The 13446-nt window shown below is 59.9% G+C and carries 11 protein-coding genes and 1 rRNA gene; 9 read left to right on the top strand and 3 right to left on the bottom strand.

Going from position 1 to position 13446, the window contains the following annotated elements:
* Window positions 1–2 precede the first annotated feature (2 nt).
* From BLV41_RS08345 to BLV41_RS08330, 4 genes are all read left to right on the top strand, one after another.
* Entirely contained in the window at window positions 3–539 is a 537-nt protein-coding gene (locus BLV41_RS08345; protein ID WP_044571850.1) for an arginine repressor, read from the top strand.
* Between the two features lie 133 nt (window positions 540–672).
* Complete coding sequence (locus BLV41_RS08340) at window positions 673–1878, top strand: argininosuccinate synthase (protein WP_044571852.1); 1206 nt, start codon at window positions 673–675, stop codon at window positions 1876–1878.
* Window positions 1879–1880: 2 nt separating this feature from the next.
* Entirely contained in the window at window positions 1881–3296 is a 1416-nt protein-coding gene (gene argH, locus BLV41_RS08335) for an argininosuccinate lyase (RefSeq protein WP_074711319.1), read from the top strand.
* A gap of 141 nt (window positions 3297–3437) precedes the next feature.
* Window positions 3438–4172 carry a maleylpyruvate isomerase family mycothiol-dependent enzyme gene (locus BLV41_RS08330; RefSeq protein ID WP_074711318.1) on the top strand — a complete coding sequence of 245 codons (735 nt, stop codon included), beginning with the start codon at window positions 3438–3440 and terminating at the stop codon, window positions 4170–4172.
* Window positions 4173–4190: 18 nt separating this feature from the next.
* Here the strand turns inward: BLV41_RS08330 and BLV41_RS08325 are convergent, their stop codons facing one another.
* Together BLV41_RS08325 and BLV41_RS08320 are read right to left on the bottom strand one after the other, a co-directional pair.
* On the bottom strand, window positions 4191–4382 hold the full coding sequence (locus tag BLV41_RS08325) for a 2-hydroxymuconate tautomerase (RefSeq protein ID WP_074711317.1): 192 nt from the start codon (window positions 4380–4382) through the stop codon (window positions 4191–4193).
* A gap of 61 nt (window positions 4383–4443) precedes the next feature.
* Entirely contained in the window at window positions 4444–5319 is an 876-nt protein-coding gene (locus tag BLV41_RS08320; RefSeq protein WP_074711316.1) for a DNA-3-methyladenine glycosylase family protein, read from the bottom strand.
* Between the two features lie 159 nt (window positions 5320–5478).
* On the opposite strand from BLV41_RS08320, the gene BLV41_RS08315 reads away from it, so the two are divergent.
* On the top strand, window positions 5479–6132 hold the full coding sequence (locus tag BLV41_RS08315; RefSeq protein ID WP_244516796.1) for a DNA-3-methyladenine glycosylase: 654 nt from the start codon (window positions 5479–5481) through the stop codon (window positions 6130–6132).
* On the opposite strand, the gene BLV41_RS08310 is transcribed toward BLV41_RS08315, so the two are convergent.
* Window positions 6071–6730, bottom strand: coding sequence for a GNAT family N-acetyltransferase (locus BLV41_RS08310; protein ID WP_074711314.1), 660 nt, complete (start codon window positions 6728–6730; stop codon window positions 6071–6073). The two genes, BLV41_RS08315 and BLV41_RS08310, sit on opposite strands and share 62 nt — an antisense overlap.
* Window positions 6731–6830: 100 nt before the next feature.
* Here BLV41_RS08310 and BLV41_RS08305 point away from each other — a divergent pair, with 100 nt between their 5' ends.
* From BLV41_RS08305 to BLV41_RS08290, 4 genes are all read left to right on the top strand, one after another.
* Complete coding sequence (locus BLV41_RS08305; RefSeq protein WP_044572218.1) at window positions 6831–7382, top strand: adenine phosphoribosyltransferase; 552 nt, start codon at window positions 6831–6833, stop codon at window positions 7380–7382.
* A gap of 135 nt (window positions 7383–7517) precedes the next feature.
* The gene (locus BLV41_RS08300) at window positions 7518–9758 is read left to right on the top strand and encodes a HelD family protein (protein ID WP_074711313.1); all 2241 of its coding nucleotides are present in this window, start codon (window positions 7518–7520) and stop codon (window positions 9756–9758) included.
* A gap of 104 nt (window positions 9759–9862) precedes the next feature.
* A complete protein-coding gene (gene tyrS / locus BLV41_RS08295) occupies window positions 9863–11173 on the top strand; it encodes a tyrosine--tRNA ligase (RefSeq protein ID WP_074711312.1) in 1311 nt (436 codons plus the stop codon).
* Window positions 11174–11689: 516 nt separating this feature from the next.
* Window positions 11690–13227, top strand: a 16S ribosomal RNA gene (locus BLV41_RS08290).
* Window positions 13228–13446 lie beyond the last annotated feature (219 nt).

The following is a 13446-nucleotide window of genomic DNA, read 5'->3' as shown; positions in this document are numbered from 1 at the left end:
CCATGGCCAGGGCGAGTAGTTCCGCAGCGGCCATGCCGGCCACCAAAACAGCACGGCAAGCACGGGTTTCTGCCTTGTTGACCAGCCGGGCTGTGCGGTCCCAGGCGGAGTTGGCCACATTGCTGGCCGATGACGGGCTTGTGGTGGGCCAGGCGACACTCTCGCGTGACCTCGTTGAACTGCGGGCGGTGCGGGTGCGTGGCAAGGATGGTGCCTTGATTTATGCCCTGCCAAAGGAGGGTGGGGATCGCAGCGTTCACTCAGCATCCTCCCAGGAGCTGTTGGATACCCGGCTGATTCGTCTCTGTGGGGAACTGCTGGTGACGGCCGAGGCCTCGGCGAATATTGCCGTGTTGCGGACGCCGCCGGGTGCGGCGAACTTCCTTGCTCTCGCCATTGACCATTCGGTTATGCCTTCCATTCTGGGCACGATCGCCGGAGATGACACCGTCATGGTCATTAGCCGGGAGCCAAACGGTGGGGCCGAAGTAGCCGAGCGATTCCTGCAGTTTGCCGCCGAATCCAGCGCTGGTGCCTAGCCTGCGCGTACGCTTTATCCAGCCGCGGGACGAGCGCTGAATATATTTTAGTAAGAATGCATAACCATGCATTATGCTGGGATGCAACGCAACAAAACACTCTGAGAATTTTTCACTAAAGGGAGATAAAAACGTGACTGAACGCATTGTATTGGCCTACTCCGGTGGTCTTGACACCTCCGTCGCCATCGGTTGGATCGGTGAAGCCACCGGTGCAGAAGTTATTGCAGTGGCTGTTGACGTAGGACAGGGCGGCGAGTCCCTCGAAGACATTCGCCAGCGGGCCCTGGCTTGCGGCGCCGTCGAAGCTTATGTTGCCGATGCACGTGACGAATTCGCCAACGAATACGCAATGCCCACGTTGAAGGCCAATGCCCTGTACCAGGGTCACTACCCGCTGGTTTCGGCCATCTCCCGCCCCGTGATCGTCAAGCACCTGGTCAAGGCTGCCCGCGAATTTGGCGCCACCACAGTTGCTCACGGTTGCACCGGCAAGGGCAACGACCAGGTCCGCTTCGAAGTTGGAATTCAGACTCTGGGCCCGGACCTGAAGTGCATTGCACCGGTTCGCGACCTGGCACTGACCCGCGACAAGGCCATCGCCTTCGCCGAGGCCAAGGGCCTGCCGATCGAAACCACCAAGAAGAACCCGTACTCCATTGACCAGAACGTCTGGGGCCGCGCCGTGGAAACCGGCTACCTCGAAGACATCTGGAACGCTCCCACCAAGGACATCTACGACTACACGGCCACCCCGGAATTCCCCCCGGCACCGGATGAAGTTGTCATCTCCTTCCACCAGGGTGTTCCTGTCGCCATTGACGGCGTGAAGGTCTCAGCGTTGCAGGCCATCCAGGAACTGAACCGCCGCGCCGGCGCTCAGGGTGTTGGCCGCATCGACGTCGTGGAAGACCGCTTGGTAGGCATCAAGAGCCGCGAGATCTACGAGGCACCCGGTGCCATGGCCCTGATCACCGCTCACAAGCACCTCGAAGACATCACGATCGAGCGCGAGCAGGCCCGTTTCAAGGCCACCGTCAGCCAGCGCTGGGCCGAGCTGGTCTACGACGGCCAGTGGTTCTCCCCGTTGAAGCGTTCACTGGATGCTTTCATCGAAGACACCCAAAAGTACGTCTCCGGAGACATCCGCATGACCCTGCACGGTGGCCAGGCCATCGTCAACGGCCGCCGCTCGGAGACCTCGCTGTACGACTTCGATCTGGCCACCTACGACACCGGTGACACCTTCGACCAGTCACAGGCCAAGGGCTTCATCGAGCTGTGGGGCATGTCCTCCAAGGTTGCTTCCACCCGCGACCAGCGCGCCGCAGGCAAGTAACCATGGCCCACGGAACTAACGAAGGTGCGCTCTGGGGTGGTCGCTTTCAGGGCGGCCCCGCAGACGCGCTAGCGGCACTGAGCAAGTCAACACACTTTGACTGGCGCTTGGCACTGTATGACATTGCTGGCTCCAAGGCGCACGCCCGCGTCTTGAACACGGCCGGGTTGTTGGACGCAAGTGAGCTCGAAGGCATGCTGAAGGCCCTTGACGAGCTCGAAGTGGATGTGAAATCCGGCGCGTACGGTCCTGCCGATTCCGATGAGGACGTCCACGGCTCTCTGGAGCGCGGACTGATTGAACGCGCCGGAACGGCCTTGGGCGGCAAGCTCCGTGCCGGCCGTTCGCGCAACGATCAGATTGCCACACTGGGGCGCATGTACCTGCGTGACCACGCACGGATCATCGCGGCCGGAGTTCTTTCCGTCATTGATGCGTTGGTGGAGCAGGCCAAGGCGCACCACGGTGTGGCCATGCCTGGCCGCACTCACCTCCAGCATGCTCAGCCAATTTTGCTCAGCCACCACCTGTTGGCCCATGCCTGGGCCCTGCTCCGTGATGTGCAACGCCTCGTTGACTGGGACAAGCGCGCAGCGGTTTCACCGTATGGCTCGGGTGCCTTGGCTGGGTCCTCACTGGGCCTGGACCCCAATGCTGTCGCTGCCGATCTCGGTTTCGACTCCGCTGTGTGGAACTCCATCGATGGCACCGCAGCACGCGATGTCTTCGCCGAGTTTGCTTGGGTTTCAGCCATGATTGGTGTGGACCTTTCCCGGGTTTCCGAGGAAGTCATCCTCTGGGCCACGAAGGAATTCTCCTTTGTGACCCTGCATGATTCCTACTCCACGGGATCCTCGATCATGCCGCAGAAGAAGAACCCGGATGTGGCTGAACTTGCCCGTGGCAAGGCGGGACGCCTGATTGGCGACCTGACCGGTCTGCTGGCAACGCTCAAGGGCTTGCCGTTGGCTTACAACAGGGATCTGCAGGAAGACAAGGAGCCCGTCTTCGACGCGGCAGACACCTTGGAACTTCTGCTCCCGGCCGTCTCCGGCATGATGGCCACGCTGGTCTTCAACACCGAACGCATGGAAGCGCTGGCACCTCAGGGCTTCGCGCTGGCTACGGATATTGCCGAATGGCTGGTCCGTCAGGGCGTACCGTTCCGCGATGCACACGAGCTTTCCGGTGCTGCGGTCAAGGTGGCCGAGGGCCGTGGCGTTGAGCTGTGGGACCTCACGGATGCCGAGTACGCGGGCATTTCCGAGCACCTCACACCCGAGGTTCGTACCGTCCTGAGCACCAACGGTTCGTTGAACAGCCGTAACGCCCAGGGTGGCACCGCCCCCTCGGCTGTGCTGTTGCAGCTCGCGGCCCTTGAGGGTCAGCTGGGCGAAGTTCGAAGCTTCGTGGCCTGACCGGCGTCGTACGTCTGAAAAGCGCTAAAGCAGGAAATGCCCGTATCCGTAGTGGATACGGGCATTTCCTGCTTTAGCGCACAGCGGCCTCCCACCGCTCGCAAGCTCGCGGCGGGACCCCCGGCCGCTATGCTGGGGGGCATGACTGATATTTCTAACGCGCAGCTGATGGACCGCCTAAAGATTGCGGCCGACAACGTAGGCGCCAAATTAGGGAGCCTCACGGACGCCGATGTCCTGGAGCCCACCGATTTGCCGGGATGGACGCGCGGGCACGTGCTGGCGCACATCGCGCATGTTTCAAACGCTGTTGCCCGGCAGGCTGAGTATGCCTTGCGCGGGGAATTAATTGAATTTTACGACGGCGGCCAGGGTGGCCGCACGCAGGCGATCGAGATGAACGCAGGCCACTCGGCGGCCGAACACCGCGAGTACATTTCTGCCGCTTTCACCAGGGCTCTGACGGTCCTGGATGGACTCGAGGATGCGCAATGGGAGCTGCCCATCAGCTACCGCAACGGCACAGTACGCGACGGTGCGCTGGCGTACTGGCGCGAGCTCGTGATCCACCTGGCCGATCTCCAGTTGGGCCGCGGCCCCGAGACCTGGTCCAAGGAGTTCTGCCTGTATCTCTTCGAGTTCCTGGCTGACCGTGTCCCGGCAAATGTGAAACTAAAGCTACTTCCTTTGGCGTTGCCTCCCATGACCATTGGCTCAGGCCAGAACAGCGTTTCGGTGCAGGGCATGCTGACCGATATCGCTGCCTGGTTGTCCGGCAGGACACCCACTATGGGCAGCCTGCGCGCCGAAGCTGCCGCGGATTCCGTGGAGCTGCCCAAGCTGCTGCCCTGGCCGTCCGCGTTCGCCGCCAAATAGCCCCCGGGTTGTGACTTCTTAGCCGCGTTTCTCGGCGATGGTGCGATCTCCTGAACCCCAGTGGGTCGGTGCCACCTCGGTCACGATGACCTTGATGGATTCGACGGGGGCATCGAGTGCATTGGACACCGAGTTCGTCACTTGAGAGATGAGGTTGCGAATCTGCTGGGGCTCGCGGCCCTCGATGAGGGAAATCTGAATGATAGGCATGGTCTGCTTCTTTCCGTCCGTGGTGGGCTGCCGTCAACTTTAGCGGCACGGGGCGTGTTGACTACTTCTCTCCGGCAATCCGCCACAGATGCAAGGTGGCATAGGAGCGCCAAGGCTTTAGCGGCTCGGCCATGCGGCTCAGCTCCGGGGCTTTGATGCTGCGAGCCTGCGTCAGGGTGTCGCCCCGGAGCAGGCCGTAGCCATTGCGCACGGCGGCGTCGCCGGGAAGGAAGATGTCGCTGTTGCCCAGCACCCGCATGGCCACGTATCCCACGGTCCAGGGGCCGATGCCTGCAAGCGGCAGGAGCTTTTCGGCCAAGGACTCGTAGCTGTCGCCCTTGCCGATGTGCAGCGAACCCTCAGCCAGCATCGCCGCGACAGCCACTATCGAGTCGATCCGTCGCTGCGGACCCCGGAGGATGTCCCTGCCACGTGCGGCAATTTCGGCAGGAGCCGGGAAGAAATGCGTCATGGAGCCGTGCGGCAGCCGGGAGGGCGTGCTGAGTGCAACTAGTTGTGCAAGTGCCGTGCGTGCTGCAGCCACCGTGACCTGTTGGCCCACCATGGCTCTGATCATGATCTCGGCTGGATTTACACAGCCGGGCAGACGAATTCCGGGCAGCGCTGCCACCCTTGCCGCCAAGAGCGGATGCGCACTTAGCGCCTTGTCTGCCATCTGCGGATTGTGGCCCAAATTTAGCAAGTGCCGCACATGGCCACGAAGTTCGGCGGCGTCCGCCGGGTCTTCCAAGTCCTGCTCAAGCCACAATGCTCCGGCTTCCCAGTTCACGCGAAACCAGCCATGCCCGTGGGTGAGGAGCACGGTTCTGGCGTAGCTGGACGAATCGGCGTCCTCCACGCCCGGTATGGCGCGGGCCGCCAGGAAGTCAAAGATCCCGGGTTCAAAGGGGGCAATAAAATCTAGAGCGATGGCCATCTAAGCAGTATTTCACGCCTCACTATTTACGAAGCTGCGTACGGTTTGGCCTGGATATGGCGCAGCTTTTGAACCTGCGCCCCATTCAGACAGCTCGGCGCGCAGGCGTCCAACAAGCTCGCGGCACCGCCCTGCTAAGTTGGGATGATGGCCAAGCCAATGGACCTTCATGAACTCTTGCACCTTCCTGCCACTGAGGTAGCGCCCTACTTGCTGGGCGCCTTGGTGAGGCACGAGAGCCCGGAAGGTCCCGTCGTCGTCCGTCTGAGCGAGGTGGAGGCTTATCTGGGCCCGGCTGATTCCGCAGACCCAGACCCCGGCGCCCACAGCTATCGGGGGATGACGAATCGCAATGCCGTGATGTTCGGCCCACCCGGCCACCTCTACGTGTACTTCACCTACGGAATGCACTTTTGCGCGAACCTGGTCTGCCGGCCCGAGGGGACATCGTCGGGATGTCTGATGCGTGCCGGCGAGATCGTAGAGGGACTGGAGCTGGCCCGTTCCCGCCGGCCAACGGCCAAGAACGACGTCGAGCTGGCCCAAGGCCCTGCCCGGCTCGCCAAGGCCCTAGCCTTTGGCCGTGAACACAACGGTCTGAGCGCACTTGGTGGGGAAGTGAGCTTGACCCTGCCGCGGATTCCCGTGGAGGCTGTGCGCACCGGACCGCGCGTTGGAATCAGCGGGCCCGGTGGCACCGAGGCCTACCCGTGGCGGTATTGGATCGACGGCGATCCGACCGTCTCGAAGTTCAAGCCGGGAGTGGTGCGTTCTGGGCGTCCGCGCGCATCAACTGCTCCGAGTACTCAATGAGTTCAGTCACTTGTGGCAGCAGGTCCGCAGGTGTCAATCGCTGGACCAGGCCGGAGCGCGATGCCGGCCATTCATATTCCAGCAACGAGTACACACGGGTGTCCACACGAGTGCCATCGTGCCCGCGGCGGTAGCCGCGCAGCACGCCGTCCAAGGTGGCTCCGAGTTTTTCAATGGCAGCGGCGCTGCGAACATTGCGCGCGTCGCAGCGAAGGGTCACCCGGTAGACGCGCAACTCCTCAAACGCGAACTCCAAGAGCGCCAGTTTTGAGGAGGCATTGACGTTGCGGCCCCAGTAATTCCGGCCAAAAAAGGTCATGCCCAGCTCAACGCGTGACTGCTCGGGAACGTAGTCGTAAAGGCTGGTGGTACCCGCTACTGTGCCGGTCTCTTCGTCGATGACGGCAAAGGCGATGACAGACGGGTCAGCAATTCGGGTGGCAAACAGCCGTTCCAGGGCACGCTTGGACGTGGGCAGTTCGGAGGCCATGCCAGCCCACATCTCTGCATCGATGTAGGGGTACAAATCTGCCGCGTGACGACGCCGTAGCGGAACAAGCCGGACACCATGCCCGGGAAGTGAAATGTTGTGTTGCACGGAGAATATATAAGCACCTTTTTGGGCATCGCAAAAGCCCCCTGTTTTGACCCTGTACCGTTGAAGGGTGAACGAGAGATTAAGTGCCCCGGAAACACCCATTTCAACCCACACCCAGAGCCCCGAAACTTCGCATGTTTCCGCGGTTCTCGATGAGTTGTGCGCCACAGTTGAGGACTACCCCGCAGAGGGCATTGTTTTCAAAGATTTAACCCCAGTTTTTGCTGACGGTGCCGCCTTCAAGTTGATGGTTGATTCCATCGTCACGGCCTTCGCCGGAAAGTTCGACGCCGTTGCCGGAATTGAGGCTAGAGGTTTCCTCCTGGCCGCGGCTGCTGCCTACGCCACGGGAACCGGTGTCATCACCATCCGCAAGGCTGGAAAATTGCCGCGCGAGGTGTTCGCCGAAAGCTACGCGCTGGAGTACGGCCAGGCAACCCTCGAGCTGCACAAGGAAGACGTCCCAGCCGGCACGCGTGTGCTAATTCTTGACGATGTTCTCGCCACCGGCGGCACGATCGGCGCGGCCGTTTCGTTGCTTGAGCGCTCGGGTGCCATCGTGACAGGTGTGGGTGTGGTTCTGGAGATTGACGGATTGCCGGGCCGGAGCAACCTCGCGCCGCATGAGGTTCTCTCACTACAGACTGTGTGACGGTCGCCGCGCCAACAGCACCACCCGCCGCGTTCCCGTGCCCAACGGTGAAAATTGGCGAACCGCCGCGCGGCTAAGGGGATAGACTAGACGGTCCGCCTTTTGGCGGTAAGCCTTACGTATCAGGAGCCTTGCATGTATGACGACGAGTTGGCCCAGGAACGCACTTATGTCCACGGCCTGTATTCCCGGCTGGATGAACTTCGCGCTGAAAAGGTTGAGCAGCTCGGTGAGGTTCGCCGTGCTAAATCCATGGGCACGCATCAAAATCGCTCGGAACGTGATGCCTTTGCCACGTTGTATGAAAACCGTTTGGCGCAGCTGAACGCGGTCGATGACAAGCTGGTTTTCGGTCGTCTGGATCTCGACGATGGCCAATCCCGCTATATCGGCAGGATCGGCCTTTCCTCCGAGGATCTACGGCAACTCATGGTCGACTGGCGCGCCCCCGAGGCCGGTACTTTCTACCAGGCCACCGCCTTTGAACGCCTTGGTGTGCGCCGGCGTCGTCACTTGCTCCTGCAGGGCCGCAACGTCAAGGCCATCGAGGACGACGTCCTTGACCACACCATGCTCGTTGATGGCGATCACCTGCAGGGCGAGGGGGCGCTCCTGGCTGCCCTGAACTCCAAGCGCACAGGGCGCATGAATGACATTGTCGGCACCATTCAGGCGGAGCAGGACCGGATTATCCGCTCGCCCCTGAGCGGCGCCCTCGTGGTGCAAGGCGGCCCCGGTACAGGCAAGACTGCCGTCGCACTGCACCGCGCCGCCTACCTGCTCTACACGCACCGCGAACGGTTGCAGGCAGCTGGCGTGCTGTTGGTGGGCCCGTCGAACGCTTTCATGAAGTACATCGAGCGCGTGCTGCCCTCCCTGGGCGAGACCGGCGTTGTGATGGCCAGCGTGGGAAATCTGTTCCCCGGTGTGCGAGCAACCGCTGCCGAGTCACCGGAAACAGCCGAGCTCAAGGGCCGTTTGGTCATGGCCGAGGTGGTTGCCAACGCTGTGGCCAACCGCCAGCGCCTACCGCGGGCGGATGCCCGGCTTGACGTTGAGGGCACTCGTTTGATCTTGACGGTCCGGCAGGTGCGCCGTGCTCGGGACAAGGCACGGGCCACAGGCCTGCCGCACAATGAAGCACGCATCACCTTCGTCAAGACGCTGCTGCGTGAGCTGACAGAACAATTGCGAGAGCACATTGAAGCTGCCGGTGCAGGAAACAATGCGGACAGGTCCTACCTGGCCGAGGATGTTCGATCAGCGCACGACGTGCGCGTCATGCTGAACCTTTGCTGGATGCCGATGACTGCCGCGAAGCTCGTCGATGACATGTTTAGCAAGCCCGAGATTCTTGCCGCCGTGACCCCTGACTTCACCCAGGCCGAGCGTGATCTGTTGTTGCGCAGTCCCGGCTCTGGCTGGAGCGAATCGGATGTGCCGTTGCTGGATGAGGCCGCCGAGCTTCTGGGTGAGATGGATGCCTCCGGTGGCCGCGCTCAGGCGTCGGCGGATTCGCAGCGGAAGCGGGATTTGGCCAACGCCGAAAAGGCCATCGCCAACATGAATCAGCAGCTGGAGGATTCCGGTGTTGACGGCATCCTGACGGCTGAGCAGCTGGCCGACTACAACATTGTGGAAGCGGCTTCCCAGACCAGCGCGGAACGTGCCCTGACTGATCGCTCGTGGGCTTATGGTCACGTAGTGATTGATGAGGCTCAGGAACTTTCGCCCATGCAGTGGCGCTTGCTCGTTCGTCGCTGCCCCGTGAAGTCCTTCACGATTGTGGGCGACATCGCCCAGACCAGTTCCTCCTCGGGAGCCATGTCCTGGGAGCATGCGCTCGCTCCGTTCATGGGGGAGCGGTGGAACATGGAAGAGCTCACGGTCAACTACCGTACGCCGATGCAGATCGCCGAGGCTGCTGTACGCATGGCCAATGCCGCCGGGCAGGTAGTCTCGGCGCCCAAGGCAGTGCGCGACGGCGAATGGGAACCGCTGGTTGACCATGTCGCCGCAGCCGACGTGGTAGCCACGGTTGTGGCAGTCATGCCCGAGGAGACTGCCGCAGTGGGTGGTGGACTTGTAGCGGTCATTGCTCCCGCGGCCCTGGTGCAGCAGACCACACTCGCACTGCGATCCGTGTACGGAAATCGCATTGGCCACGGAGCCGGATCATTGGAACAAGACATTGTGGTGATTGATCCGCACGAGGCCAAGGGTCTGGAATTTGATGGCGTCATCATCGTTGAGCCGGCCACTCTGCTCGCGGACGCCAACGGACGCGTAGGGGACTTGTACGTCTCCATGACCCGGCCCACCCAGCGCCTACGCATGATCACCTCGCAGCCACTGCCTGCGGGAATCAAGGCGTAAAGGCCGCACCGTGTGCCGCTGTGGTTGCCCAACGCAACCACTGCGGCACACAATGCGGGCGTGCGAATGGCGAAGAATCGCCGTCGTGCTGGTAATTTTGGAGCGTGTCTTTGCAAACTGAACTCCGCGCCCCCGAGAACGATCCCAGCTTCGCCAATGTTTGGCAGGAGCTCAAATGGCGAGGCCTGGTCCAGGTCTCCACTGACGAGGCGGCTCTTGAAGAGCTCCTCGCCGGCGATCCCATCACGTACTATTGCGGTTTCGATCCCACAGCACCGAGCCTGCACCTGGGCAACCTCGTTCAGCTCTTGACCATGCGGCGCATGCAGCTGGCCGGCCACAAACCGCTGGGTTTGGTAGGCGGTTCCACCGGTCTGGTGGGGGATCCACGCCCGACGGCGGAGCGGACCATGAACTCCAAGGAAACAGTTTCCGAGTGGGTCGGCTACCTGCAGGGCCAGGTCCAGCGATTCCTGTCGTTCGACGGTGAGAACGCTGCCCGCATGGTCAACAACCTCGACTGGACGGCGCCCATGAGCGCCATCGATTTTCTGCGTGACGTTGGCAAGTACTTCCGCGTCGGCACCATGATCAAAAAAGACATCGTTGCTTCACGCCTAAACTCTGATGAGGGCATCAGCTACGCCGAATTCAGCTACCAGATCCTGCAGGGTATGGATTACCTGGAGCTCTTCCGCCAGTATGGGTGTGTTTTGCAGCAGGGTGGCTCCGATCAATGGGGCAACCTCACTAGCGGAACCGAACTGATTCGCAAGGTTGAAGGCGCCTCCGTGCATGCTTTGGGCACCCCCTTGATCACGAACTCCGACGGCACCAAGTTTGGTAAGAGCGAAGGCAACGCGATTTGGCTCGATGCAGCCATGTGCAGCCCGTTCGACATGTACCAGTTCTGGCTCCACACTGCCGACGCCGATGTGGTGGATCGTTTGAAGGTCTTCACCTTCCTTTCCCGTGAGGAGATTGCTGCCATTGCAGAATCGGTTGCCCAGAAGCCGCAGGCCCGTGAAGGCCAGCGCACTCTGGCCTTCCAGGTGACCTCAATCGTTCACGGCGTTGACGCCACATTGAAGGTCATTGCTGCATCCGGTGCTTTGTTCGGCCAGGGCGACTTGGCCGAGCTGGATCTGACCACACTTGAATCGGCAACTCGGGAACTTCCCCGATCGGGCGCACCGGCAGAAGGCCTCAACATTGTTGAGCTGTTGGTCGCTGCCGGGTTGTCCAAGAGCAATTCAGAAGCACGCCGCACAGTGGGGGAGGGTGGTGCCTATGTCAACAACGTCAAGATCACAGACCTGGACGCCACTTTGGGTGCCGGCGATGCGCTCCACGGTAAGTTCCTTCTGGTGCGCCGCGGCAAGCGAACGCTGGCCATGGTTGAACTAGGCAACTGATCGCTACTTGCCTGCTCATTCACGAAGATACCCGTTCCCGACTTGCGTTGGGGGCGGGTATCTGTGTATTGTTCTATCTGTTGCTTGCACAAGGTTGAGCCGCTTCGAAAGAAGCACCGACTCCCATCTTGCAGGCATCCAAATCTAAAACTTCCATGGATATTGTTGACTCCTTGAGTCGGAATATCCTTGAAAACACAGATTTGCGGAATTCATGAAGTGACCAGCCGCACATGCTGCGGATTGGACAAAATGAATTCTAATGAAATAAAGTATGAATATCGCAACGACGAAAACTAATTATGAATTACTAATTAGCAATTACTCGAATGCAGTTGTTGTTTGAGAACTCAATAGTGTGCCAAGTTTTATTGATACCAATTTATTTATATTGAATTGGTTATTTGATTGGTTGTTGCCGCCCCTGTGGTGATGGCTGATCGTTTAGCTGGTTTCGAATTTAGTGCATGTGTTCATTACCTTTTTCCGGTGTGAATGTGTGTGTCTGTTTAGTTATTAACGGAGAGTTTGATCCTGGCTCAGGATGAACGCTGGCGGCGTGCTTAACACATGCAAGTCGAACGATGAACCGGTGCTTGCACTGGGGATTAGTGGCGAACGGGTGAGTAACACGTGAGTAACCTGCCCTTAACTCTGGGATAAGCCTTGGAAACGAGGTCTAATACTGGATATTGACTTTTCCTCGCATGGGGATTGGTTGAAAGATTTATTGGTTTTGGATGGACTCGCGGCCTATCAGCTTGTTGGTGAGGTAATGGCTCACCAAGGCGACGACGGGTAGCCGGCCTGAGAGGGTGACCGGCCACACTGGGACTGAGACACGGCCCAGACTCCTACGGGAGGCAGCAGTGGGGAATATTGCACAATGGGCGAAAGCCTGATGCAGCGACGCCGCGTGAGGGATGACGGCCTTCGGGTTGTAAACCTCTTTCAGTAGGGAACAAGGCCAGACGTTGTCTGGTTGAGGGTACTTGCAGAAGAAGCGCCGGCTAACTACGTGCCAGCAGCCGCGGTAATACGTAGGGCGCAAGCGTTATCCGGAATTATTGGGCGTAAAGAGCTCGTAGGCGGTTTGTCGCGTCTGCCGTGAAAGTCCGGGGCTCAACTCCGGATCTGCGGTGGGTACGGGCAGACTAGAGTGATGTAGGGGAGACTGGAATTCCTGGTGTAGCGGTGAAATGCGCAGATATCAGGAGGAACACCGATGGCGAAGGCAGGTCTCTGGGCATTAACTGACGCTGAGGAGCGAAAGCATGGGGAGCGAACAGGATTAGATACCCTGGTAGTCCATGCCGTAAACGTTGGGCACTAGGTGTGGGGGACATTCCACGTTTTCCGCGCCGTAGCTAACGCATTAAGTGCCCCGCCTGGGGAGTACGGCCGCAAGGCTAAAACTCAAAGGAATTGACGGGGGCCCGCACAAGCGGCGGAGCATGCGGATTAATTCGATGCAACGCGAAGAACCTTACCAAGGCTTGACATGAACTGGAAACGCTTGGAAACAAGTGCCCCGCTTGCGGTCGGTTTACAGGTGGTGCATGGTTGTCGTCAGCTCGTGTCGTGAGATGTTGGGTTAAGTCCCGCAACGAGCGCAACCCTCGTTCTATGTTGCCAGCACGTAATGGTGGGGACTCATAGGAGACTGCCGGGGTCAACTCGGAGGAAGGTGAGGACGACGTCAAATCATCATGCCCCTTATGTCTTGGGCTTCACGCATGCTACAATGGCCGGTACAATGGGTTGCGATACTGTGAGGTGGAGCTAATCCCAAAAAGCCGGTCTCAGTTCGGATTGGGGTCTGCAACTCGACCCCATGAAGTCGGAGTCGCTAGTAATCGCAGATCAGCAACGCTGCGGTGAATACGTTCCCGGGCCTTGTACACACCGCCCGTCAAGTCACGAAAGTTGGTAACACCCGAAGCCGGTGGCCTAACCCCCTTGTGGGGAGGGAGCTGTCGAAGGTGGGACTGGCGATTGGGACTAAGTCGTAACAAGGTAGCCGTACCGGAAGGTGCGGCTGGATCACCTCCTTTCTAAGGAGCACCAAACGCCACGAGATGGCCCGCATGGGTTGTGTTGGTGGTGTGAGGAGTAAAGACTCATTGCCAGAACGTATGTTTCTGGGTGAGTTGCTCAAGGGTGGAATATCAATAAAATAGCCGATGATCGGTCACGCTTAGCCTGGTTCAAGTACAACACCTCTTTTGGGGGTGTGAGGAACGAACCTTTCGGGTTGAGGGTTTTCTGGTTGT

This window comes from Arthrobacter alpinus (assembly GCF_900105965.1).
GTDB lineage: Bacteria > Actinomycetota > Actinomycetes > Actinomycetales > Micrococcaceae > Specibacter > Specibacter alpinus.
The sequence above is the reverse complement of the archived record's forward strand: the minus strand, read 5'-3'. Positions and strand labels throughout refer to the sequence as shown.